Source organism: Hartmannibacter diazotrophicus (assembly GCF_900231165.1).
Classification (GTDB): Bacteria; Pseudomonadota; Alphaproteobacteria; order Rhizobiales; family Pleomorphomonadaceae; genus Hartmannibacter; species Hartmannibacter diazotrophicus.
In genome coordinates, this window is the sequence record NZ_LT960614.1 from 3,681,344 (window position 1) to 3,705,237 (window position 23,894).

A 23,894-nucleotide genomic window follows, 5' to 3' on the forward strand; every position below is an offset into this window, starting at 1 on the left:
ACCGACACCGCCGCAATGCCCGAGGACGGCAAGGCGCTCCGTCGCGGCTGGACGACGGGAACCTGCGCAACGGCGGCCAGCCGCGCCGCGTTCCAGGCCCTTCTCGGTATTCCGATCGACGATCCCGCTCCCGTTACCCTGCCGAATGGCTCCCGCCCCGCTTTCGCGCTCGCCTTCTGTAAGAATAGCAGCAATTTCGGCCGCGCCGGCGTCGTCAAGGATGCCGGCGACGATCCGGACGTGACCCACGGCGCGCTCATCATCGCCACCGTCCGGCGCGGCACGCCCGGCTCCGGCGTCACCTTCAGGGCCGGCAGGGGCGTCGGCACCGTCACCCTGCCCGGCCTGCCGCTCGCCGTCGGAGAACCGGCGATCAACCCCGTGCCGCGCCAGATGATATGCGCAGCCATCGAGGGGGTCGCCGCCAGCGCGCATGTACCGCCGGATGTCATTGTCGAGATCGGCGTGGAAAACGGCGAAAAGCTCGCCGAGCGCACGATGAACGGCCGTCTCGGCATCGTCGGCGGCCTTTCCATCCTCGGCACCACCGGGATCGTTATCCCCTATTCCTGCGCCTCCTGGATCGCCTCGATCCACCGCGGCATCGACATCGCCCGCGCGGCGAACCTCCGCCACATCGCCGGCTCGACCGGCGCGACCTCCGAGACCGCCGTCCGCAAGCTCTTCGGCCTGCCGGAACAAGCCCTGATTGACATGGGCGATTTCGTCGGCGGCATGCTGAAATATATCGCCTCCCATCCGGTCGACCGCGTCACCATCGCCGGCGGTTTCGCCAAGATGACGAAACTCGCCCAGGGGCGGCTCGACCTTCATTCCAAGCGCAACAGCGTCGACTTCGACTGGCTCGCAGACCGTTTTCGTCAGGTCGGCGGCGATCCCGCTTCGGTCACGCGTGTCGTCTCGGCCAACACGGCCATGGAAGTGCTTGAAATGGCGGCCGCCGTTGGTCTTCCGCTCGCCGAGCACGTCGCGCGGGAGGCACAGGCAACCGCGAAACGAGCCCTTGGGCGGGACGATATCCGGCTCGACGTGGCCGTCTTCGACCGCAAGGGCGGCCTCGTCGCCCTGACGGACGCAACCGACACCACGGCCTGACGAGCAGCGCCTGTTGCATTGATGCCTAACCATGCGGAAATCGCGCGGGAACAGGTCTGTTGCCCGATTTCAGCCGATTTTTGCATGGCTGGCGGTGGACTCCCGCGTCATTTCCCGCCATAGGGACATCGACGGATTACGCCATGGGCCTCTCCAGATGGACCCGCCCGCTCCGACGCCTTCCGCGACTTCAAAACCAAAGAGCCACCCCTCCAGAGTTTCGTGAGCCGCCGTGACTACAAGTCCAGAAAGCCTGCCTTCCGCAGTCGCCCCAGCCGCTGAACCGCAAGAACGCGAATTCTCGCTTCCGGTCCTGACGTTCCTTGCCTTTATCGTGGGCTGCGTTGCGGCGCTCGGCGCCATCATCTTCAAGTTCCTGATTGCCTTCATCAGCAATCTCACCAACTACGGCATCTTCTCCTTCGAGCTCAATCCGAACGCCTACGGTCCGGAAAGCCCCTGGGGACCGTTCGTCATCCTGGTGCCGATCCTCGGCGGCCTCGTCGTCGTCTTCCTGGTGCGCACATTTGCGCCGGAAGCCAAGGGCCACGGCGTGCCGGAGGTGATGTACGCGATCTATCACAACGACGGCAACGTGCGCGGCATCGTGGCCGTGGTGAAGTCGCTCGCCTCCGCGCTCTCCATCGGAACCGGCGCTTCCGTCGGCCGAGAGGGCCCGATCATCCAGATCGGCTCGTCCTTCGGCTCGACATTCGCCCGCTATCTCGGCATGACGCGCTCGCAGAAGATCACGCTGCTCGCAGCCGGCGCCGGCGCCGGCATCGCCGCGACCTTCAACACGCCGCTCGGCGGCGTGCTCTTCGCCGTCGAGGTGCTTCTGCCGGAAGTCAGCACCCGCACCTTCCTGCCGGTCGTCGCGGCGACCGCCACCTCCACCTACATCTCCCGCCTCGTTCTTGGCGTGGAGTCGGCCTTCGTGGTGCCGGTCGCCGCGCTGCCGCAGATCGAGACGGTCAACATCCCCGAACTGGTCGTCGCGGCCGCCGTCGGCGCCGCCATGGGCGTTGCGGCATGGGCCTTCGTGCGGGTCCTCGAATTCTGCGAGGACTATTTCGAGGAAATGCCGATCAATCCCTACCTGCAGAACGTGATCGGCATGGGTATCGTCGGCCTGATGGGCTACGGCTTCCTGCAATGGACCGGGCATTACGAGGTCATGAGCGTCGGCTACGCCACGATCCAGTCGGTTCTGAACGGCGACAAGACCGTCTTCTTCGTGCTGATGGCGCTGTTCTTCGGCAAGCTGCTGGCGACCTCGATCAGCCTCGGCGCCGGCGCCTCCGGCGGCATCTTCTCGCCAAGCCTATTCATGGGCGCAACGCTCGGCGGAGCGGTCGGCGTGCTCGGCATGATGGTCTTCCCGAACGCCAATCTCGACGTACCGACCTTCGCCGTCATCGGCATGGGCGCCATGGTGGGCGGCGCGACCAGCGCCGCGATGACCGCCATCGTCATGATCTTCGAGATGACGCGCGATTACGGCATCATCGTTCCGCTGGTTCTGGCGGTGGCGCTTGCCGTCGGCGTCCGGAGGGCGCTCGTTTCCTCCGACATCTACACCATCAAGCTGCGCAACCGCGGCAAGCCCATCCCCACCGACCGCTCGACCAACATGTTCCTGGTCCAGCCGGCGCGTGAGGCGATGAGCACCGCCTTCACCGTCTTTCCCGACGACATGTCGGTGCAGGAGATGCTGAAGTCTCTGCCGGCGGAAGGCCGTCAGCATGTGGTGGTTTCGGAAGGCGGCCGCATTGCCGGTTTCATCCGCATCGGCCGCATTCCCTACCAGCCGGACCGTTTCGCCGGCCAGACGCTCGCCGACATCGTGACGCGCGATTTCGTTCTTGCCGCAGACTCCAGCACGCTCAACACGGTGATGACGCGCATGAGCAAGCGCCAGCGCACCTTCGCCGTGATCATCAAGGAAGGCCCCGGCGTGCCGCGCCCGGAGGACATCGTCGGTGTCATCGATGAGCCGGAGATTGCCGGCGCGCTGGTGCGCAACCACTACGGCTGAGCGGACATCGGCGAACGGCAGTCAGTCTTGCGGCGGCTCGGGGTAAGAACTCCGGGCCGCCGAAGCATTTTTGCTGTTGGCTGGTCGACCGGCGACCATGACAGAAGCCGGCCCTGTCCGTTTACGTGGTCAGCGTATCCGGTCCGCCCTTTTCCAGTCCCGCTTCGGCTTGTCTTTCGAGGTTCGCTTCCGCCTGTCCGATCCGGGCATTCGAGCGCAGGACACCGATCACATAGGCCGTCAGCGTGGAGAGCGATGCCGCGACGAGCGTCATCGGCGCCGCGACGAGGCCGAAGATCGGCACGAACACAATGAAGCCCGTCAGGAGGACGGTGAGGCTGGCCGCCTGCCCGATGACGCGGAACTTCACGTCGCGGCGGGCGATGAGCGATGTGCCGATGGACGACGTCAGGCCCTTGACGACGAGCAGCAGGCCGAAACCGAGCCACACGCCCCACGGAACGTTATAGGCGCTGCCGAAGACATGCGGCGCGATGATCGGCGCAATGAACGCGAAGGCTGCCCCCATCACAGTGCCATAGCCGAACAGCTCCAGGATCATGCGCCGTTCGGTCCGCCGCACGTTCGGATCGCCATTCTTGAAGCCATGCGAAAGGCTCGGAATGTAGATGCCGGCATAGACCTGGGTCGGCAGCAGGACGTAGTTCGCAAGCCGCGCGACGATCTGGTAGGAGCCCGTCATGTGCAGGCTGAGCACCATGCTGAGCAGAACGATGTCGATCTGACCCTGGATGACGGTCAGGATCGAGTCGGCGGCAAGCCCCGAGGACTGCTTGGCAAATTGAAACGCCTGGCGCAGGTTGCCGATCAGGCAGTTTCCAAGATGCATGTAGCGCCGCACGGCTGCAAAGCACAGGAACGCCTGCGAGAAACGTCCCGCAAAGAGCGCCAGGCACAAGGCCGTCGGGCTGCCCGAGAGCAACGCCGCGGCCACCAGCAGCACGAGGAAGATCACGGCGCCCGCCGCGATGGCGTAGGTCTCGGCGGCATACTGGTTGACCCCGCGCAGCGCCACCGCGCCAAGATCGCAGTAGGACGACGAAATCACCGAGAGATAGAGCGCGATCGACGGGATGACGAGATCGGCCGGGATCTCGGCAACGACAAGCCCGACGGCGAAAAGGAGCGAGATCAGCAGAACGAGGATATTCTTGACGCGGATGCTGGCGGCGAGAATTTCACCCGCCCTGTGCGGTTCGGCCCCGATATCGCGTAGCGCCTGCACCGCGAAACCGAAATCCGTGAACAGCGAACCGATGGTCGAATAGGCGATGATCGTGACCAGAAAGCCGTACTCCGATGGCACGAGACTTCTGGCAAGAATGAGAACGGTAAAGGCGCCGAGAAATATTCTTGAAATCAGGGAAACAAGCAAAAGAATCTTGTTTTTGTTCATGAGCAACCCCACGAAACAGAACGAATAAAATTCCTCTGCAAACTTAAGCCCTTAACTGGCAACAGATCGCTGGGACCGGCGCGTTCCGCAAGGTTCGCGGAGCGTCCGGCCATTGATGGCCGGGTATCGCAGCCTTTTTGTGGCGTTTCAAGCCGGTGTCGCCGGAAAGGGTCCGCAACACCCGGATTTCCCCGGTTCTCGATCATTGCGGCCGCCCTGACCGCCCGGCTTGGCCGGCCCGATCAGGTTACCGGTTGACGTCACCGGACGCTGCGATGATGATCAGTATCATGACAAATTCGACCGATCACGAACCTCCGACCGACTGGACAAAGGTCGCTTCGCTCGCCGATTTCCCGCCCGGTGGCGTCCTGCGCGTCCTTCTCGAAGGCCACGCGGTCGTGCTCCTTCGCACCGAAAAGGGCATTCACGCGGCGCAGGGCTCCTGCCCGCACGAACGGGCCGATCTCGGCCAGGGCCGGATCGAGGACTGCCACCTCGTGTGCCCACGCCACTTGGCGAAATTCGACCTGGAAACAGGGGCTCCCTCGGCAGGCTGGGTGGTCGCGCCGCTGAAACTCTATCCCGCCCGCTCCGTGGAAGGCACGATCGAGATCGATATGGCGGCTGTTCGAAGCAATCCGCCCATGGGCCATAAGACCGTGTGGGATCTTTCCTCCGGCTAACAGCCTATTTGCGCGCCTCCTGCCTTCGAATTCAGCACCAAAAAAGTCGCTTGAAAATTCATCAGTACCCTGATTAATTATCCGTGATAGTTCGTATACCGACCCTGTGCCGGCGGGGATTGGGCAGCCGGGCTTCGGGTGTGGCCGCAAGGCCCACAAACCCCGAAACCCGGCGATGCGGCACAAATGACGATGTTCGTGACTGAGAAAGGGTCAAGCGACGATGAGTGACTCCCTCCCCTTCGATGCGGTGCTCCTCGGGGGTACGCTGATCGACCCGGCCGCCAAGCGCAACGGGCGCTTCGACGTCGGCGTCCGCGACGGCAAGATCGCGGCTATCGAGCCGGACCTTTCCGCAGCGCCCGCCAAGGAAACCATCGACGTCACCGGCAAGCTCGTCCTGCCGGGCATGATCGACACCCACGCCCACGTCTACGAGCATGTCACCGGCAAGTTCGGCCTCAATCCCGACATGGTCGGCGTCCAGTCGGCGGTGACGACCCTCGTCGATCAAGGCGGCCCGAGCTGCATGACCATCGGCGGCTATCGCCATCACGTCGCCGCCAAGGCCAAGACCCGCCTGCTCTGCTTCATCTCCTGCTATCTGGTCGGCGGCCTCGAGGGCCATCTCTACCCCGACCTCTATGGCCCGACCGGCGTCAACATCGAGCACACCGTGCGCGTCGCCAAGGAGAACCTCGACATCGTCAAGGGCATCAAGGCCCATGCCGAAATCGGCGGTCAGTCGCGCTGGGGCCTGGAGGTCATCAAGACCGGCAAGGAAATGTCGCGCCAGACCGGCCTGCCGCTCTACATCCACCTCGGGCAGCTCTGGCCGAGCGTCGAGGAAGGCCCCGTGCCGGATGCGGACGAACTGATCCGCGAACTCGTTCCGATCATGGACGAGGGCGACATCATGGCCCATCCCTTCACGCGCCATCCGGGCGGCTTCGTCTCCGAGGAGGGCGAGGTCCATCCAATCGTCTTCGAGGCGGTGAAGCGCGGCGTGCGGGTCGACGTCGGCCACGGCTCCCACTTCTCCTTCGCCGTCGCCAAGAAGGTGATCGATTCCGGCATCAAGCCGTTCACCCTCGGCGCCGACCTTCATGGCTATAACGTCCGTGTGCCCCAGCAGGGCATGAAGAACGAGGAGCGGTCCGCAAGCCCCTTCTTCGGCATTGCCCCCTTCAACCTCACCGTCGCGATGACCGAGCTTCTGACCCTCGGCATGACGCTTGAGGAGGTCGTCGCCACCGTGACGGCCAACCCGGCCACGATGCTGCGCATGGAAGACGAAATCGGCACCCTGAAGCCCGGCCTTGCCGCCGATATCAGCGTGCTGGAGATCAACGAGGGCAAGTTCAAGCTCTTCGACAACAGCGGCGTGGAGGTCGTCACCGACCGCCTGATCCGCCCGGTCTTCTGCCTCAAGGACGGCGAGCGTTTCGATGCCGTCTCGCCGCTGATCCCGGACGCCATCGCGGCCTGACCCGGACGAAAAAATCTGGGCCCCGCCGTTATTCGGCCGAGGTCCAGGTTCCCCGTCCCGTCTCCTTCAGAAGCGGCGTCGAGAACGCCCCTTCCACGGCTATCTCCTGTCCCGGCAGGGCCTCGGCAAGCGCCGGCTGCCAGCGCCGGGACTGGATCATCGCAACGCCGACCACGGCTGGCACGGCGCCTGCTTTGGCAAGGAGCCTCAGGATCGCGGTCAGCGACGTGCCGGTGCTGACGACGTCGTCGACCACCGCGATGCGCCGTCCTTCCAGGAGCGGCAGCATGCGCGGGTCGAGGTAGATGCGTTTGTCGCTGCCGCGGCTTGAGATCGAACTCGACGGCTCGCTCAGCGCGTCGTCGTACCAGAACTTGCGGGTGGTCCCGAGCGGCACCATGCGCTGATGCCCGAGCCGGCGGGCGACGTTGGCGGCAAGCGTCAGCCCGAGCGTCGGAACGGCGACGATCACGTCGGGAGCATGCGCCCAAAGGCGATCCGACAGGATGTCCGACAGCGCGTCCTCGACGGCGAAGCTTGCCTGGCTGATGATCAGCGAGGCGACCGCAAAGCCCGGTTCGTCGCCGAGCGGACGGATCGGCAGGGCGATCTGCCTTCCATCGGGAAGGATGGCGGGAAAAAGGCCCGAGTATTCGCAGCCGGGCCCGTGCGCAAAGGTGTCCGGCGGATAAAGCTCCTGCCAGTAGGCATGGGCGGCAAGAGAGGATGGCATGAAAAGGCTTTCGGGCTTGGATCTTGGCGCCGGACGAAACGGCATCGATCGGAAGAGATTGATCCTTCGAGCATATCCGCCCTTTCACGCGACACAAGAGATCGCGGACGCAAAGAGCCGGAGACCCGACCGGTGAGCGACGCACAACGCCCCTCGACAAGAAGCTCCGGCCAGGGCGTCGGCGCCTCGGTCCTTCGCAATGAGGATGCCCGCCTGCTGAATGGCGACGCCCGCTTCGTCGGCGACATCCGTATGCCCGGCATGCTGGATATCGCCTTCGTGCGCAGTCCCCTCGCCCATGGACGCATCCGCTCCGTCACCAAGCCCGACGGTCATGACGAGGAAATTTTCGTCGCGGCCGATCTCGTCGGCGTTTCGGGCATCCGCGCCGATTCCGGTCTTCCCGGCTTTCGCTCCTCAGTCCAGCCGGTTCTCGCCGGCGACAAGGTCCGCCATGTCGGAGAGCCGATCGCCGCCTGCCTCGCCCCGACCCGCGCCAAGGCCGAGGATCTTGCCGAGACCGTCCTCGTCGAGATCGACGAACTGCCCGCCGTCCACGAGATGACGCGCGCCCGCGATCCGGACATGCCGCTCCTGCACGAGCATTGGGACGAGAACGCCTTCCTGGAAACCTCGGTGGACGTCGGCTTCGAAGCAGCGATTGCCAATGCCGCCGCCGTCGTCACGCGCGAATACCGCACGGCCCGCCAATGCATGGCGCCGATGGAAGGGCGCGGCGTCGTCGCCTTCTGGGACAGGCAGGCCGAGCAGCTCGTCCTCTATTCCTCCACCCAGATGCCGCACATCGTGCGCACCGGCCTTGCCGACTGCCTTGGTCTCGATCATGGCCGCATTCGCGTCATCGCACCCGATGTCGGCGGCGGCTTCGGCTACAAGGGCATTCTCTGCTCCGAGGAGGTCTTCGCCGCCTGGGCCGCACTCACCCTGCGGCGCCCGGTGCGCTGGATCGAGGATCGCCGCGAGCACCTCACCGGCAACGCCAACTGCCGCGAGCACCATTACGAAGTGACCGGCTATGCCGCCGCCGACGGCACGCTGCTTGGCGTCGACTGCCGGGCCATCGTCGATTCCGGCGCCTATTCGGCCTATCCCTTCTCGGCCTGCTTGGAGGCCGCGCAAGTCGCGTCCATTCTGCCCGGCCCCTACCGGATGAGCGGCTACCGCTGCCGCACCTGGTCCGTCGCCACCAACAAGCCGCCGATCCTGCCTTTCCGCGGCGTTGCCCGCACCGGCGTCTGCTTTGCCATGGAATTGACCATGGACGCCCTCGCCCGCGAACTCGGCATCGAGCCCCACGTCATGCGCGCGAAAAACCTCGTGCGGCCCGAGGACATGCCCTTCACCAACATCACGAACAAGTATTTCGACAGCGGCGACTATCCCGAAGCCCTGCGCCGCGCCGTCGAGGCCATCCATCTTCCCTCCGTCCGCGCCCGGCAGCAGGCCGGCGAGCGCATCGGCGTCGGCTTTTCGATTTTCTGCGAACAGGGCGCCCATGGAACGTCCGTCTATTCCGGCTGGGGCATTCCCATGGTTCCGGGCGCCGAGCAGGCAACCGCGCGCCTGACGCCCGACGGCAGCCTGGAGCTGCGCGTCGGCGTCCAGAGCCACGGCCAGAGCCTGGAAACGACGCTGGCGCAGATCGCCCATGAGGAACTGGGCCTGCCGGTCGACAAGGTGAAGCTCGTCCATGGCGACACGGCCCTGACGCCCTATTCCACCGGCACTTGGGGCTCGCGCTGCATCGTCATGGCCGGCGGCGCGGTGGCAAGCGCAACCACGACGCTCGCCGGCCGGATCAGGATCATCGCCGCCCATCTCCTGCAGGTCTCGGCCGAGGACATCGTCCTTGAAGACGGAATGGCGCGCAGCCGGTCTGGCCATGGCGAAGTCTCGCTGAAGGAAATCGGCCGGCTCTGGTATCTCGCGCCGCAGAACCTTCCCTCCGGCGCGGAATTCCTCGCTCTTGAGGTCACCGAAGGCTACAAGCCGGTGCGCGACAGCGGCACCTTCTCCTATGCCTGCCACGCGGTGATCGTCGGGGTCGACGAGGACACCGGCGGGATCAAGCTGCTCGACTATGTCATCGTCGAGGACGGCGGCGTGCTGGTCAATCCGATGGTGGTCGACGGACAGGTGCTCGGCGGCGCGGCCCAAGGGATCGGCACCGCGCTCTACGAGGAAATGCCCTTCGATGCCTCCGGCCAGCCAATGGCGGCGACCTTCGCCGACTATCACCTGCCCGGCGCGACCGAGATTCCCGCAATCCGCATCGAGCACATGGAAAGCCCCTCGCCGCTCACCCGCTACGGCCAGAAGGGTATCGGCGAGAGCGGCGCCATCGGCCCGCCCGCCGCCATCGCCAACGCGGTCAACGACGCCCTTGCCGATCTCGGCATCGAGGTCGGCGAACTGCCGATCCGCACCGACAGGCTGCTCGCCCAACTCCTGAAGAGCAGGAAGGCCGCCGCATGAAACCCGTCGCCTTCGACTATGCCGCCGCCGCCGACAGCGGCGATGCGCTCCGCCTCCTTTCCGGCGGTCACGGCACGAAGATCGCCGCCGGCAGCCAGTCCCTCGGCCCGATGCTCAATCTTCGGCTCGCGCGGCCTGCCCGCCTCGTCGACGTCTCCCTTGCCGCCGACCTGCGCCAGACGGCCGACGAAGGCGACACAATCCTCTACGGCGCCGCGACGACCCACGCCGAGGTCGAGGACGGCGTTGTGCCGGACGCTACCGGCGGCTGGCTTACCTCCATCGCGCGCGGCATCGCCTACCGCGCCGTTCGCAACCGGGGCACCATGGGCGGCAGCCTCGCCCATGCCGACCCGGCGGCAGACTGGGTGGTCACTCTCACCGGCCTTGGCGCCGAGGTCGTGCTCCTCTCCGCGACAGGCACGCGCAGCCTGCCCGTGAGCGACTTCATCACCGGTCCGCTGACAACCGCGCTCGCCGAGGGCGAGATGATCACCGGCATCCGCATCGCTAAGCGCGGCCCAGACGCGCGCTGGGGCTACTGGAAGTTCACCAAGAAGCGCGGCGATTTCGCCAAGGCGAGCGCCACGGTGCTGATCGATCCAGGCCGCAACGAGACGCGGATCGTCGTCGGCGCCATCGAGCGGGCGCCCATCGTCCTGCCCGATCCGGCCGCGATCCTCGCCGATCCCGCCGGAGCCCTTGCCGAACTGGAACGCCTCACCGCCGCCAATCCGCCGGAGAGCCTGGCACTTCACGCCGCCGCCGTCGCACGCGCGATCGCCCTTGCCCAGTCATCCAATCAAGAGACCGCCGCGCCATGACCGCGATGAGCCTGACCGTCAACGATCGCAAGCGGACGGCCGACATTGAACCGCGCACCCATCTTGCCGATTTCCTGCGCGAGGACCTGCTGCTGACGGGCACGCACATCGGCTGCGAACATGGCGTCTGCGGCGCCTGCACGCTGATGGTCGACGGACGCCCGGTGCGCTCCTGCATCACCTATGCCGCAGCCTGCGAAGGGGCCGATGTGCGCACCGTCGAGGGCTATGGCGACGACCCGCTGATGGCCGCCCTGCGCACGGCCTTCTCGAAGCACCATGCCCTGCAGTGCGGCTATTGCACGCCCGGCATGCTGGCGACCGCCTACGACATCGTGCGCCGCCTGCCGCAAGCCGACGAGGACCGCATCCGAGAGGAGCTTTCCGGCAATCTCTGCCGCTGCACCGGTTACGCCGGCATCGTTGCCGCGATTGCCGACGTCCTGACCGATCCGCCCGAGGCGAGGGTCAAGCCGGTCAGCCGCCCGGCGCGTGCTCCGTCAGCAGTCGCGCCGGCAACCTCTTCGGCCGAAGCCGCTCCACCACCCACCACCGGAACGCCAACCGCCCTGCCGATCCCGGAAAAGCTGGAAGGCGCAGTCACCCTCTCCCGCACGCTGTCGCTTGACGTTCCGACTGACCGGATTTGGGATCTGCTTCAGGACATTCCGGCCGTCGTCGCCTGTCTTCCCGGCGCGGCCCTCGACGCCGCTCCGCAGGCGGAGAATACCGGCGAACCTCTATCCGGCCACATGACCGTCGCGATCGGTCCGATGACGGCGACCTTCCGGGGCCGGGCCATTGTCGAGTACGACGCGGCAACCAAATCCGGCGGCCTTCGCGGCAGCGGCGGCGATCCGGTCACCCGCTCAACCGCTGAAGGCGCCCTCAGCTTCCGTGTTGAGGCGACAGGGGCGGAAAGCACCCGGATCGACCTGTCGCTCGCCTATCGCCTGAAAGGGCCGCTCGCCCAGTTCGGCCGGCCGACCGTGGTCGCCGACGTCGTCGATCGGATGCTCGAGCGCTTTTCCACCAACCTTGCCGCCATTGCAGAAGGCCGCGAAGCCGTCCACGTTGCGCCGGTCTCCGGCCTCCGTCTCCTCGCCGAGGTTGTCCTTGCCCGCATCAGGAGACTGTTTGGACAACGCCAAGGGTGACCTTGCTCGCCGCGGCAGACTAAGATGGCGGATCTTCCGACTCGCGACGCTGGACACAATGACAACATCACCTTCCACATCCGCACTGCCCGAAACGCCGTCCACCGACGGCGCCGAGTCGCCCGCCAATGCCACGCTTCATGCCCTCCGCGAACGCCCGGGCTTTCTCATCCGCCGCCTGCACCAGATCCACGTGGCGCTCTTTGCCGAGGAATGCGCCGGCGAGAACGTGACCCCGGTCCAGTTCAGCGTACTGACGGCCCTTGAGGAAATGGACGCGACGGAACAGACCACGCTCGGCCAGGCGGTCGGGCTCGACCGCACCAATACGGCCGATGTCCTCAGCCGGCTGCAGCAGCGCGGCCTCATCCGCCGCCGCGTTGCGCCCAACGACCGCCGCCGCAAGGTCGTCGTGCTGACCGATGTCGGCCGCGCGACGCTCGCCCGCATCCGGGATGCCGCCGGCCGCGCCCATGACCGCACGGTGGCGGCCCTTTCGGAAGAAGACCGCAAGCGCTTCCTCGACTATCTGGTCACCCTTGTCGAAGCCAACAACGACGTCGGACGCGCGCCCCTGCGCCTTGCCTGACAACCTTCCTGAAGGTCGCCAGCGAGTATCGGGAAGCACGTCCTCCCTGGAGATGATGCATGACCGATTGGCAGACCTCGCCGGCAACCCTTTCCTCCTTTGAACGGCTCGTCGCCGCCCGGCCGCAGTGGACGGAAACGGCGCCGCTGAAGGATCTGATCGACCTGCCGGCGCGCACACTGCTTCACGCCGGTCCCCCGTTTGCCGATCCTGGGAGTGTGGCGATCCCCGTCCTGATCAGCGCGGCGGTTGCCGCTGTTCTCGAAGGCTGGGTCGCAGACGTCGAAAGCGCCAGGAGCGCGATCCTCGCCGGCGAACTCGCCCTGATGCCCGCGCAGGATTTCGGCGTGGTCACGCCGCTGGCCTTTGTCGTCGGCCCCGGCACCTGGTGCCTCAAGGTCGAGGATGAGGCTGGCAAGGCGCCCGGGAAGATCTCGCCCCTGAATGACGGCCCGGCGACATTCGGTCTGCGTTTCGGAACGGGCAACCCGGATGGCATCGCTTATGTCCGCCGCGTCGGCGAGACCCTCGGCCCCGCACTCCGGGACGCGATGACCGCACCCATCCCTGTCCTGCCCATCATGACCGCAGGACTTGCAGGCGGCGACGAACTCCATGGCCGGGTCTCGAGCGCCAATGATGCCCTCATGGCCGCGCTTCCCATTCTCGACGAAACCGCGACGGCCGATCTTCGCCTTGCCAACCAGTTCGTCCTCAACCTGCTCATGGCCGGCACCGCCGTCATGCTCGCCGCCGCCGCGGGCGTGCCCGGAAGCTCGCTGGTCGTGGCCGCCGGCGGCAATGGCGTTGACCTCGGCTGGAAGCGGGCCGATGCGCCGGATCAATGGATCACCATGCCCGCCGCGCCGCCCGTCGGACCGCGCATGAAGCCGGACGGCGATGTGTTGCCCGCGATCGGCGACAGTGCGGTCCTCGACGCCTGCGGCTTCGGCGCCGCCTCCCTGCGCTTCTGCCCCGACCTGCTCGCGGCGCTCGGCGATCTCCTGCCCCCGGTCTGCGCCGACCCTGAGGCCCACGCCGCCTTCGTCGGGCCACATCCGGCGTTTGCGATTCCGGGTCTGAGGCTCGGTCTCGATGCAGATTGCCCGGCCCCCCGTCCCGGCATCATGCTGGCGATGCTGGACGCCGGCGGACACTTCGGTCTCCTCGGGCGCGGCGTCGCACCTTGGCCCAACGCGGCCCGATAGTTCGTATCCTGATCAAATCCGGCACGACGGCGTCAGCCAACGGTCGATAGTCGGCCTCCACGGCGGCATTCGCTCGCGATGCGGCGCTGCCGGCCGGCCGAATGGCGCAAGCCTCATCGCCTCAAATTTCATCATCGATACGCGGAATTGCGTATTTTTTCGACAGCATAAGGACTGCTCGACCCGAGGGTCCGTGGCAGCGTCGGACGGGACGCCCGAAAACCCGACCCGGCCGCAATCTGGAGTCGCTCCAGCCATCTGGCACGTCGATTGCTCAGTATACTTACGAATATGCTCTCCGCACTGAGGAGGCCTGCGGAAGCAGGATGGCGCGGGGTGCATGTTTCATCGCAATGCCGGTGGCTCCCCCGTCGCCCTGCGTCTGTCTTGGACGAAAACCAGGAGTTCCAGATGAATTTCTCTTCCCATATCGGCCGCCTCACCCGCTCTGCGGTGTTGGCCGGATTTGCCGCCACCCTGTTGGCCTCGGCTGGCTTTGTCGGCTCTGCCTCTGCCAATGACCTCGACGCGGTCAAGGCCGCAGGAACGCTCAACGTCGCCACCGAGGACGACTTCCACCCCTTCGAGTTCGTCGAGGATGGCAAGCCGACCGGCTATGACACGGAGCTTCTTGCGCTGGTGACCGCCGACGCCCCCTTCAAGGTGAACCAGCAGATCATGCCCTGGGCGGGCATTCTGCCGGGCGTCACCACCGGCAAGTATGACATGGCCGTCACGGCGGTTCTCGTCACGGACGAGCGCAAGACGACGCTTGATTTCGCCGGCCCTGTCGCTGAATCGACGACCTACTACATGACCAAGGTCGGCAATGACGCGATCAAGTCCGCGTCCGATCTCAACGGCAAGACCGTCGGCATCCAGGCCGGCAGCGCCATGCTGACGCAGTTCAAGGCCTTCGACGAGAAGCTCAAGGCCGATGGCGGCACCGGGGTCAAGGAAATCGTCGAATACCAGAGCTATCCGGAGGCCTATCAGGATCTGGCCATCGGCCGCACCGACGCCGTCATCAACACCCAGATCAACCTGCAGGCTGTCGCCAACGAAAAGTCCGACGTTTTCGCCGTGGGCGAGGCTGTTTCCGACCCGGTCTACATTGCCTGGGCGACCGCCAAGGGCAACGAAAAGCTCGTCGAGTTCATGAACGGCAAGCTGATGGAAGCCCGCAAGGACGGCAAGATGTACGAGCTTCAGAAGAAGTGGTTTGGAACGACTTTTGAATCCATGCCGGAAGCGATCAAGTAACAGCCGGTCAGGCCCCGTCTGAACTTTCGTTCCCTGTATCTGACGACGGCGCGTCCCCAAAAGCGGCGCGCCGTCGTTGCCCTGCTCCGGATTGGATACCGGTCCATGACCTGGACAGACGTTCTCAGTATCGTTCAAGGCGCCCTGTTCACGGTCTCGCTGTCGCTGGCGAGTATCGTGCTGGGCCTGCCGCTTGGGCTTGGCGTAGCGCTCATCCGCTGGTCGCGGATGCCGATCTTCAACGGCCTCGCCATGGCCTATGTCAGCATCGTGCGCGCCTCGCCGGCCGTGACCCTCGCCTTGCTGATCTTCTTTGCCCTTCCCACGGTCGGCCTGTCGCTCGATCCGATTTCCGCCGCCATCCTGACGCTGACGCTCTCCACGGGCGCCTTCAACGCGGAGATCTGGCGCGGCGTGCTGCTGTCCTTTCCCAAGGACCAGCTCGACGCGGCCGCCGCCTTCGGCATGCGCCGTGGCCAGCGCTTTCGCCGCATCGTCCTGCCCCAGATCATCCATTCGGCCCTGCCGGCCCTCGTCAGCGAAATGACCTTGCAGATCAAGAGCAGCCCGGCGGTCGCCGTCATCGGCATCGTCGACATCACCCGCGCCGCCATGCGCGTCGGCGCGCGCACCTACGACCCGTTGCCGCCCTTCGCCGTGGCGCTCGTCCTCTACAGCTTCATCGTCTGGATCTTCGTGATGGCGCAGCGCCGGATCGAACGCCGGCGCGAAGCGGAACTGGCGGCTGCGGCATGAACGGCTTCGCCATCGTCTGGGAGAACCGTCAGGAACTCTTCGCGGGCTTCCTGAACACTGTCCTGCTCTCCATCAGTGCCGCCGTCATCTCGGTCATTTTGGGCGTCTTCGTCGCCGCCGCGCTGATGTCGCGCGGGCGCATCCTGCCGCGCCTCGCGGGTCTCTACGTCGACACGATGCGCTGCGTGCCCTTCCTGCTCTTTGCCTATTTCATCTATTTCGGGCTGCCAAGCGCCGGCCTGAGACTCACCAACTGGTCGTCGGGTCTTCTCGCCCTGACGCTCTACAACATCGCCTACATGGCCGAACTTCTGCGCGCCGCCTGGAAGGGACTGCCCTCGGAGACGATCGAGGCCGGCCGCGCCTTCGGCTTCCATGGCGCCGGCCTAATCCGCCGCATCATCCTGCCGCCGGTCTTCTTCTCCGCGGTGCCGATGATCGGCAACCAGACGATCCAGATCGTCAAGGACAGCGCCTTCCTGACCATCATCACGGTCGCCGAACTCACCCACGCCGCGACGTCCATCCAGACGACCTATTTCGTTCCCTTTGCCTCCTTCGTGTCGGCGATCTTCTTGTACTGGATTCTCTGCATGACCATCGAACTGGGAGTGGCCGCCGTCGGCCATGTCGCCCATGCACGCCGCTGACACCACGTCTGCGGTCGCTCCGGAAGACGCCGAGCGTCCGGTCGTCCTCACCGCCCACGGCGTCACCAAGACCTTCGGGACCAACATCGTCCTCGACGGCCTCGACCTCACCGTGCGCAAGGGCGAGACGGTGTGCCTGCTCGGCCCGTCCGGCTCGGGAAAATCGACATTCCTGCGCTGCCTGAACTGGCTGGAGCGCCCCGATTCCGGCACGATCCTGCTCTCCGGCGAGCGGGTCGGCCTGAGGGCCGGCGGCAACACGCCGATGAGCGACAGGGAACTCGCCGCCATCCGCACGCGCATCGGCATGGTCTTCCAGCATTTCGCGCTCTGGCCGCACCTCACCGTTCTCCAGAACGTCATGGAGGCGCCCGTGCATGTCCTGAAACGCGGCCGGGAGGAGGCCCGCGCCGAGGCGGAAGCCCTGCTGGAGCGGGTCGGCCTTGCCGAGAAGAAGGACCAGTTCCCCTCGCGCCTATCCGGCGGCCAGAAGCAGCGCGTCGGCATCGCCCGGGCGCTCGCCATGCAGCCGGACCTCCTGCTCTTCGACGAACCGACGAGCGCGCTCGATCCCGAACTCGTCGGTGAGGTGCTGGCGGTCATGAAGGATCTGGCGAGCGAGGGACGCACGATGGTCGTCGTCACCCACGAGATGGCCTTTGCCCGCGATGTCGCAAGCCGCGTCATCTTCCTCGACGGCGGCCGCATCGTGGAAAGCGGCGAGCCAGAAGCCTTCTTCGGCGCGCCGAAGACCGACCGCGCCCGCCAGTTCCTGCAGCGCTATTCCAAGGGCTGAGCGGACGCAGGTCCGTCAGCCGTTCTCGGCGAGCCGCTTCAGCTTGGCGACGACGTTGTCGTGGTCCTCGTTGTAGTTGACCGTCCCCTTGAACCGGCCCTTGCCATCCATGAGATAGACCGACGCCGTGTGGTTCATGGTGTAGTCGCCGTCTTCGCCGGGAATCTTCTCGTAATAGACCCGGTATTCCTTGCCGATCGCCTCGATCTGCTCCTTGGTACCGGTGAGCCCGATCACGGGATACTTGAACGAGCCGACATAGCTCTGAAGGCTGTCCGGCGTATCCCGCTCGTAGTCGACCGAAACGAAGACAACGGTGAACCCGGTCGCAAGATCGCCCAGTTCATCCCGCGCCGCGTCCATTTCGGCAAGCGTCGTCGGGCAGACGTCCGGGCAATGGGTGTAGCCGAAAAAGATCGCGAAGGGTTTGCCGGCCAGATCCTTGTCGGTCACCGGCTTGCCGCCGGCGCCTTCCAGGGTGAAGGGGCCGCCGATGGCGACCCCCGTTTTCTGGTCAGGCGCCCTCGTGCCGATGACCGCATAGGCCAGCACCGCGGTCATGATCGCGACGAGACCCCAGGCAATCCCGAAATACAGAGTGCGCGGGCGTACGCTCACGGCTTGTGCTCCATCTTCATCTCGCCCATGCCGGCGCCATTCCCGCCGGGCTGGCCCATGTCCATGGCGTTCGCCGGCTTCCTGGCGCCGATGGATTCCACGGCCCATTCCACGTCAACCGAACCGGCCTTTTCGAAGACGAGCGTGCCCTTGGCGGTTTCGCCTTCCGCAAGGCCGCGCTTCAGGCCCGTGAACATGATGTGGTAGCCGCCGGGCTTGAGGTCGGTCTCCTGGCCGGCCGGAAGCTCCAGGCCGCTTTCGAGCTGCCGCATCTTCATTACGCCGTTGTCCATCGACATCTCGTGGACCTCGACCTTCTCGGCAAAGTCGACCGTGCCGCCAATCAGGCGATCCGACGCCGCGCCGGTGTTCTTGATCGTGACGAAGCCGCCGGCAACCTTGGCTCCCGAGGGCGTGGCCCGCGTCCAGGGATGGACGAGTTCGAGATCGCCGACCTTGAACTCGTGGGCGGAGGCGGTCCCGGCAGTGCCCGCAATGGCGAGCATCCCGAGGGCAGTAGCAGAGGTCGCGAGAAGCTTGCGCCGCGAAACCACGCGGCCGAACGAAGTGTTGGAGAACATTTGGTATTTCCGTCTCGTAGGGATTTGCGCGCGCCTGCAGTCCTTGGCAGCACGCGGCTTGATGCGTCGAAATGAAGGAAGAACCGCGCGTCAGGCGGTCAGAGCATCAGACGAGGCGAGGAGGAGCGCGGGATTGTATCCCGTGAAGCTCGGGCGGTGCCCGGGGCTGGAACGCGTAGCCAATGAAATCGGCGACAAGTACGGCCTGTCGAACCGGCAAGGCCTCGCGGACAGGATCGACCGCGGCGGCCGCAAGGCCGGGCGCGACACAGAGAATGCAGCAGGCATCGGCATGGCTGGGCGCCGCGCCGCCACTGCCGTCGTCGCTGACCGATCTCTGGCAGATATAGCCGAAAAGGCTGCCCGACTGCTCCGGGTCAAAGGCATAGATTGGCAGCACGGACTGCAGCAGCAGCACATAGGCGGCGAACATCACCCCCCAGATCCGCATCATCAGTCGTATGTGTGCGCCCATCGTTCCCGAAGTCGTGCTCAACCCATTGGAAATGAGCCAGCGTGTTGAACAGGAAATCAGCACGCGGCTCAAGCCCGCCACCATTAGCACGCCATCTGGGCATCGGCCAGCCGGCCATTTTGCCCCACGGCGGCGGCTTGCCCCATCGAGCGTCCAGCGCAAATCCCCGCCCAATTCCTTGCGTCAATCTTCCTGCATTGAAAAAATCGGGCGATTGCTCGGGCCAACGGTGATGGTTCCGCCGCTATTTCGATGCGGCCTGATGTCGAAAACGGCGGGAGACCTCGCCCCTTTCGGCAACATCCTGTCAGGATCGTCGCGGCCCGGCACGTCTCCTGCTAGTCTCCTGATCCAACGGGAGATCTGCCTGGCCATGCAACGCATTACCATCACGCTGGAAGACGAATTCCTCGACGAAATCGACCGCGTCGCCGAGCAGCGCGGCTACACGAGCCGGTCGGAAGCGATTCGTGACCTCGTCCGCGCCGGCCTGCTGTCCGAGGAACCCGTTGCCGGCGACACCCCATGCGTGGCCGCCCTCACCTACGTCTACGACCACGAAACCCGGGAACTTGCCCGCCGGCTCACCGACGAGCAGCACGAGCACCACGACCTGACGGTCGCCACCATGCACGTCCATCTCGACCACCATCAATGCCTGGAAGTTTCGGTGCTCAAGGGCCGCCGCGACGAGGTGGCCGCGCTCGCCAACCGGATCACGTCGCAGCGCGGTGTCACGTTTGGACGCCTGCACACAATTTCGGCATCCGACGACGCGGTATGATATTTTTTGGACTTGTTCTTACCGGCAGACGTGGTCTGATCGGACGATCCTCAAATCGGACTTCCGGAGAACAGCCATGAAACTCGGGCGCCTGTCCCTCCCCCTCGCGCTGGCCCTCACCCTGCTTCCCTCCGCCGCTCTGGCGCATCCCGGTCACGGCGCGGCCTTCGGCTTCGGCCATGGCTTCGGCCATCCGATGACCGGCCTCGACCACGTTCTGGCAATGGTGATGGTCGGCGTCTTCGCCTTCCAGCTCGGCGGACGGGCGCTCCTCGCGCTGCCGCTCACCTTCGTCGGTGTCATGGCGCTCGGAGGCGCGCTCGGCATGCTGGGCGTCACCGTTCCCTTCGTTGAACTCGGCATTACCCTCTCGATCATCGCCCTCGGCGCGGTCGTCGCCCTCAACGTCAAGGCCCCCGTGGCGGTCGCGACCGCTGTCGTCGGGCTCTTCGCGGTCTTTCATGGCTACGCCCACGGCGCCGAAATGCCGGAAAGCACCGGCGGTCTCGCCTATGCGGTCGGCTTCATGATGGCGACCGCGCTGCTGCACGCCGCCGGCCTCGGCCTCGGCTTTGCGATCGGCCGCTTCGGTCAGGGCAACGGGGCGCTGGCGATGCGCGCGGCCGGTGGCGTCGCGACGGTTGCCGGCATCGGCATCCTGACCGGCCTCGTCTGACCCGTTCGAAAGCAAAAGAAAAAGGCCGGTAGCGGGGTGCGCTGCCGGCCTTTTTGTTGGATCGGTTTCCGTGCTCAGGTCAGGTCGATGATCTCGGCGGTCGGTTCGATCAGCGGCGGCGCGTCGGTGCCGACCTGCTCCGGCCAGTGCAGGCTGTTGAGCACCCGTCCATCGAGACGCACGGCGGAAACCCTGTCGAGATCGACCTCGCCAAGAACCCACGCAGGCCTGTCGATCTCGCCGATTGCGACGACGCCATCATCCGGGAAGCCGATGTCCGGCGGCCCGTAGATGCCGGCAGCCCCTCGATTATCGTCCATGGCGGGCGACCAGGCCGCCTCGCCGACGGTCGGCGCGTGCACCACATAACACTGGTTTTCGAGCGCCCGCGCCTGCGCTCCGATACGCACGCGCCAGTAGCCGGCCAGCGTGTCCGTCGCCGACGGCGTCAGGATCAGTTCAGCGCCTGCCAGCGTCTGTGCCCGCGCGATCAGCGGGAACTCGGCGTCATAGCAGATCGAAACCCCGATCATCCCGAGGCGGGTCTTGAAGACATTGATCGTGCTTCCCCCGGCAATGCCCCATTCCTCGCGCTCAAAGCGCGTCATCACCAGCTTTTCCTGCCGGCCGACCGCTCCGCCGGGCGTGAACAGGCGCGCCACGTTGCGAAACCGCCCGTCCTCGCCGCGCAGCGGCGCGCTGGCGGCCAGGATATGCATGTCGTGCTTGCGCGCGAGCGTCTTGTGCAGGGCGTCGATCTCGCCGATGTGGCGGTCGATGGCCTCGATCGAGCCTCGCAGATCGGACTTCACCGCCGGAAAGGCGGCGGCAAGCTCCATGATCCCGTATTCGGGAAAAACCGCGAGCGCCGCCCCGACCGAATGGGCGTTCTCGATCCAGCTTGCGATCTTCGCCTCATAGGCATCGATGCTGGCGACCGCCTCGATGGGATACTGGGCGGCTGCCACTCGGAAGGCTCGGGCCATCTCTCGTTTCCTCGCAATCCATGCCGGTCAGTCCAGCGCGCGCAGCCAGAACTGCATCGGCTTCTCGGTCTCTTCGCTCTCGCCGACGTCCAGCCAACTGAAATGCGTCACGAGCCCCGCGACCGGAGCATAGCGCCGCTTTGTCCAGAACACATCATGCGGGCGATAATCGGCGGGCCGTGCCGGATGATCCGGCGGGCGAACGACCGAGCAGAAGGTGGCATGCGTCGCGCCTTCGGCCCGTGCCTGCGCCTCGCGGTGATCGAAGAAGGCATGGCCGATGCGAAGACCGCGATACTGCGGCAGGAGGACGGATTCGCCGAAATAGAACAGCCTGTCGATGTCAAAGCCGCGAACCTCGAAGGGCGCGCGGAACTCGTCCTTCTGCGCACGCATCGGCGAGGCCGTCGAGGCCCCGACAATCCTCTCGCCGTCATAGGCCGTCACGAGCACCGCACCCTCGGAGGCGGCGAATTCCTCCATGTAGCGGCGCTCGTAGTCGAGCGTTCCTTCATAGAGATAGGGATAGGCGCGGAAGACCTCGATGCGCAGACGCGCCAGCGCTTCGATGGCGCTGCCGATGGCCGCGCCGGTGAGCGGCAGGACCCTGATATTCGCCGTCTCGGTCATGCCCTCAGCCGCCGACCTGCCGCGTCCAGTCGTTGAGATTGTAATAGGTCGTCACGCGGACGATCTTGCCGTCCTCGATCTGGAAGAAGCTGCCGGCCGGCAGCGTGTAGGTCTGGCCCTTTGCTTCCGGCAGTCCCTCGTCGGTGGCAAGATAGGTGCCGTTGACCGTGAATTCCGCCGCGCCGTGCGAGCCGTCCTCCGACGTCATGATGACGATATCGGTGAGATGCTCGCGGTAGCAGCGCTTCATGTGGAAGGAAAATTCCTTGAAGGCATCCTTGCCGATCCGCCGTTCGCCCTGGTTGACGTCATGGGCGACATCTTCGTCGAGCAGCGCCAGCATGCCTTCCACAGAACCGTCGTTGAAGGCGGCATAGTAGCGTTCGATCAGGGAGCGGGTCTCGGCGGCGGACATGGTTTTCTCCGTTGAATGATGCGGGCGACGGACGTGCCCGGGCGTTCAAGAACGCCCGACTCCATGGCAACGTTCCGGTGCGGGGACTCAGTCGAAGAGACGGTCGCCGAGCTGGTCGATGATCTGCCGGCCCTTGGTCAGGGCGAAGTCGGTTGCCCCCTGCTCGCTCGGGTGCTTCTCCGCCCGCACGAACTTGTGGATCTTCATCTCGCCGCCGATCGTCTTTTCGATGGTGCCGGCGGTCTGGTATTCGCCGCCCGTCTTGTAGGGTGTCGCCCGAATGAGAAAGCCATTGTGCTCAAGCTGCGCCGTTTCCTTCGGCGCGCCATCCTCGGGCGCCTTCTTGCCACCGAACAGGGATTTCAGAAAGGACATGGCTCGGCTCCGGATAGCGCAAGAAACGGGAGCGACCGGCAGGCGCCGGTCGCGCGATGTCCTGTCATAACGCCATGAAAGACGAGAACCAAGCCGTCAGACAGCACCGAAAGGATCATCGCTGAGGCGCACGGTCATCGCGAAGTCGCGCGCCTCGCCCGGCTCGATCGCGACAATGCCCGGCTTGTCGAAAATGTCGCCGGAAAAGCCGTCCGGATCGGCATGGCCCTGCCATGGCTCGATGCAGACATATCCCGCCCCCGGCTTGGTCCATATGCCGAGATGCGGCATCTGCGGATAGTCGACCACAAGGCCGGGCGTTTCCGGCACGCCATAGGCAAGCCGCCGGCTGCGAAGATCGTCGAAAACGACAGCATCCTCGACAAAGAGATCGTCGGCAAGCGCCATGTCGCGGCCATCGACCGGCGTCGGACGCGGCTCCGGCGTCAGAAGATTGCCGGCAAGGCGCCGGATCGGCGCGGGCTCGTCCTGTGCAAAGCGGATCAGGTGATCCCCGCGCGGCGCGCCGTAGGGAAGCGGCCAGCGGAAGGCTGGATGATAGCCGAAGCTCGCAGGCAGGGGTCCCGCACCCGTGTTGGTCACCGTCGCCGTCATCGCAAGCGTTGCTCCTTCGAGTGCGAAGCGCATGTCGAGCCGGAAATCGAAGGGATAGACCTTTTGCGTCTCTTCGTCGGCCTCCAGTCGGAAGGTGACCCAACTCTCGCCGGCTTCGGCAACAATGAAGTCACGCTTGCGGGCAAAGCCGTGACGTCCGAGTTCGTAGCTCTTGTCTCCGACACGATAGGTGCCGTCCGCCACCTCGCCGACGATCGGAAAGAGGATCGGCGCCCGTCCCGTCCAGAAGGCGGGATCGCCGTTCCAGAGCAGCTCGTTGCCCCTGGCATCCGTAAGGGTCTGGAGTTCGGCGCCCAGCGCCGAGATCAAGGCCGAGAGCGCAGCGGAGCGGATGACGACGATGTCCTGGGGCACGGGCAAACTCCTGCGGGCAGTTGGGCAGAATGACACCCGGCAGATGCCATGATGCGTCACGTGTCCGCAACAGGAAAGGGCTAGAGCATCGACCCGCGGCGTGATCGCCCGGCCGACCGGCCCGGCCACGCTCTGGGAGAAGCAAA

25 protein-coding genes are annotated in these 23,894 nt (G+C 65.5%); 15 read left to right on the forward strand and 10 right to left on the reverse strand.

Translation table 11 applies throughout. The features are described 5' to 3' along the window. The first annotated feature begins 15 nt into the window (after window positions 1–15). Window positions 16–1,116: a cobalt-precorrin-5B (C(1))-methyltransferase gene (locus tag HDIA_RS17160; RefSeq protein WP_099557273.1), complete on the forward strand. Its 1,101-nt coding sequence runs from the start codon at window positions 16–18 to the stop codon at window positions 1,114–1,116. A 232-nt stretch (window positions 1,117–1,348) separates the two neighbouring features. After that, window positions 1,349–3,154, forward strand: a complete 1,806-nt coding sequence (locus tag HDIA_RS17165) for a chloride channel protein (RefSeq protein WP_099557274.1) — start codon at window positions 1,349–1,351, stop codon at window positions 3,152–3,154. Between the two features lie 121 nt (window positions 3,155–3,275). Here the strand turns inward: HDIA_RS17165 and HDIA_RS17170 are convergent, their stop codons facing one another. Next, complete coding sequence (locus HDIA_RS17170) at window positions 3,276–4,571, reverse strand: oligosaccharide flippase family protein (protein ID WP_099557275.1); 1,296 nt, start codon at window positions 4,569–4,571, stop codon at window positions 3,276–3,278. Window positions 4,572–4,861: 290 nt separating this feature from the next. Here HDIA_RS17170 and HDIA_RS17175 point away from each other — a divergent pair, with 290 nt between their 5' ends. After that, window positions 4,862–5,257: a Rieske (2Fe-2S) protein gene (locus HDIA_RS17175; protein ID WP_157775706.1), complete on the forward strand. Its 396-nt coding sequence runs from the start codon at window positions 4,862–4,864 to the stop codon at window positions 5,255–5,257. A 223-nt stretch (window positions 5,258–5,480) separates the two neighbouring features. Continuing rightward, a complete protein-coding gene (locus HDIA_RS17180; protein WP_099557277.1) occupies window positions 5,481–6,746 on the forward strand; it encodes an amidohydrolase/deacetylase family metallohydrolase in 1,266 nt (421 codons plus the stop codon). Between the two features lie 28 nt (window positions 6,747–6,774). Here the strand turns inward: HDIA_RS17180 and HDIA_RS17185 are convergent, their stop codons facing one another. Then, on the reverse strand, window positions 6,775–7,479 hold the full coding sequence (locus HDIA_RS17185; protein WP_099558972.1) for a phosphoribosyltransferase: 705 nt from the start codon (window positions 7,477–7,479) through the stop codon (window positions 6,775–6,777). Window positions 7,480–7,611: 132 nt separating this feature from the next. Here HDIA_RS17185 and HDIA_RS17190 point away from each other — a divergent pair, with 132 nt between their 5' ends. The 9 genes from HDIA_RS17190 (at window position 7,612) to HDIA_RS17230 (ending at window position 17,218) form a co-directional block, all read left to right on the forward strand. Beyond that, window positions 7,612–9,975 (forward strand): xanthine dehydrogenase family protein molybdopterin-binding subunit, encoded by a 2,364-nt coding sequence (locus tag HDIA_RS17190; RefSeq protein WP_245883928.1) that lies wholly within the window; start codon window positions 7,612–7,614, stop codon window positions 9,973–9,975. After that, window positions 9,972–10,799, forward strand: coding sequence for an FAD binding domain-containing protein (locus HDIA_RS17195; RefSeq protein WP_099557279.1), 828 nt, complete (start codon window positions 9,972–9,974; stop codon window positions 10,797–10,799). Before HDIA_RS17190 ends, HDIA_RS17195 begins: the two co-directional genes overlap by 4 nt. Next, window positions 10,796–11,956, forward strand: a complete 1,161-nt coding sequence (locus HDIA_RS17200; RefSeq protein ID WP_099557280.1) for a xanthine dehydrogenase family Fe-S subunit — start codon at window positions 10,796–10,798, stop codon at window positions 11,954–11,956. The genes HDIA_RS17195 and HDIA_RS17200 overlap by 4 nt, the downstream gene beginning before the upstream one ends. A 58-nt stretch (window positions 11,957–12,014) precedes the next feature. Beyond that, a complete protein-coding gene (locus tag HDIA_RS17205) occupies window positions 12,015–12,545 on the forward strand; it encodes a MarR family winged helix-turn-helix transcriptional regulator (RefSeq protein WP_099557281.1) in 531 nt (176 codons plus the stop codon). A 59-nt stretch (window positions 12,546–12,604) separates the two neighbouring features. Continuing rightward, window positions 12,605–13,753 carry an oxamate carbamoyltransferase subunit AllG family protein gene (locus HDIA_RS17210; protein WP_099557282.1) on the forward strand — a complete coding sequence of 383 codons (1,149 nt, stop codon included), beginning with the start codon at window positions 12,605–12,607 and terminating at the stop codon, window positions 13,751–13,753. 411 nt (window positions 13,754–14,164) lie between these two features. Beyond that, window positions 14,165–15,016 carry a transporter substrate-binding domain-containing protein gene (locus HDIA_RS17215; RefSeq protein WP_157775707.1) on the forward strand — a complete coding sequence of 284 codons (852 nt, stop codon included), beginning with the start codon at window positions 14,165–14,167 and terminating at the stop codon, window positions 15,014–15,016. Between the two features lie 105 nt (window positions 15,017–15,121). Beyond that, window positions 15,122–15,772: an amino acid ABC transporter permease gene (locus tag HDIA_RS17220; protein ID WP_099557284.1), complete on the forward strand. Its 651-nt coding sequence runs from the start codon at window positions 15,122–15,124 to the stop codon at window positions 15,770–15,772. Next, window positions 15,769–16,422, forward strand: a complete 654-nt coding sequence (locus HDIA_RS17225) for an amino acid ABC transporter permease (RefSeq protein WP_099557285.1) — start codon at window positions 15,769–15,771, stop codon at window positions 16,420–16,422. The genes HDIA_RS17220 and HDIA_RS17225 overlap by 4 nt, the downstream gene beginning before the upstream one ends. Continuing rightward, window positions 16,409–17,218, forward strand: a complete 810-nt coding sequence (locus HDIA_RS17230) for an amino acid ABC transporter ATP-binding protein (RefSeq protein ID WP_245884303.1) — start codon at window positions 16,409–16,411, stop codon at window positions 17,216–17,218. Before HDIA_RS17225 ends, HDIA_RS17230 begins: the two co-directional genes overlap by 14 nt. A 15-nt stretch (window positions 17,219–17,233) precedes the next feature. Here the strand turns inward: HDIA_RS17230 and HDIA_RS17235 are convergent, their stop codons facing one another. The 3 genes from HDIA_RS17235 to HDIA_RS17245 form a co-directional block, all read right to left on the reverse strand. Beyond that, window positions 17,234–17,836 carry an SCO family protein gene (locus HDIA_RS17235; protein WP_245883930.1) on the reverse strand — a complete coding sequence of 201 codons (603 nt, stop codon included), beginning with the start codon at window positions 17,834–17,836 and terminating at the stop codon, window positions 17,234–17,236. After that, a complete protein-coding gene (locus HDIA_RS17240; RefSeq protein WP_099557288.1) occupies window positions 17,833–18,417 on the reverse strand; it encodes a copper chaperone PCu(A)C in 585 nt (194 codons plus the stop codon). Before HDIA_RS17240 ends, HDIA_RS17235 begins: the two co-directional genes overlap by 4 nt. 106 nt (window positions 18,418–18,523) lie before the next feature. Further along, on the reverse strand, window positions 18,524–18,955 hold the full coding sequence (locus HDIA_RS17245; protein WP_425432953.1) for a DUF2946 family protein: 432 nt from the start codon (window positions 18,953–18,955) through the stop codon (window positions 18,524–18,526). Window positions 18,956–19,265: 310 nt separating this feature from the next. Between HDIA_RS17245 and nikR the strand changes: the two genes are divergently transcribed. Beyond that, a complete protein-coding gene (gene nikR, locus HDIA_RS17250; protein ID WP_099557290.1) occupies window positions 19,266–19,676 on the forward strand; it encodes a nickel-responsive transcriptional regulator NikR in 411 nt (136 codons plus the stop codon). Window positions 19,677–19,752: 76 nt separating this feature from the next. Next, window positions 19,753–20,352 (forward strand): HupE/UreJ family protein, encoded by a 600-nt coding sequence (locus HDIA_RS17255; protein WP_099557291.1) that lies wholly within the window; start codon window positions 19,753–19,755, stop codon window positions 20,350–20,352. 74 nt (window positions 20,353–20,426) lie between these two features. Here the strand turns inward: HDIA_RS17255 and HDIA_RS17260 are convergent, their stop codons facing one another. The 5 genes from HDIA_RS17260 to HDIA_RS17280 all read right to left on the reverse strand — a co-directional run bounded on the left by HDIA_RS17260 (window position 20,427) and on the right by HDIA_RS17280 (window position 23,748). Then, window positions 20,427–21,338 carry a carbon-nitrogen hydrolase family protein gene (locus HDIA_RS17260; RefSeq protein ID WP_099557292.1) on the reverse strand — a complete coding sequence of 304 codons (912 nt, stop codon included), beginning with the start codon at window positions 21,336–21,338 and terminating at the stop codon, window positions 20,427–20,429. Between the two features lie 27 nt (window positions 21,339–21,365). Then, the gene (locus HDIA_RS17265) at window positions 21,366–21,968 is read right to left on the reverse strand and encodes a GNAT family N-acetyltransferase (RefSeq protein ID WP_099557293.1); all 603 of its coding nucleotides are present in this window, start codon (window positions 21,966–21,968) and stop codon (window positions 21,366–21,368) included. Window positions 21,969–21,972: 4 nt separating this feature from the next. Beyond that, window positions 21,973–22,383: a ketosteroid isomerase-related protein gene (locus HDIA_RS17270; RefSeq protein ID WP_099557294.1), complete on the reverse strand. Its 411-nt coding sequence runs from the start codon at window positions 22,381–22,383 to the stop codon at window positions 21,973–21,975. 87 nt (window positions 22,384–22,470) lie between these two features. Further along, window positions 22,471–22,758 (reverse strand): HlyU family transcriptional regulator, encoded by a 288-nt coding sequence (locus tag HDIA_RS17275; protein ID WP_099557295.1) that lies wholly within the window; start codon window positions 22,756–22,758, stop codon window positions 22,471–22,473. Window positions 22,759–22,854: 96 nt separating this feature from the next. Next, window positions 22,855–23,748, reverse strand: coding sequence for an aldose 1-epimerase family protein (locus HDIA_RS17280; protein WP_099557296.1), 894 nt, complete (start codon window positions 23,746–23,748; stop codon window positions 22,855–22,857). Window positions 23,749–23,894 lie beyond the last annotated feature (146 nt).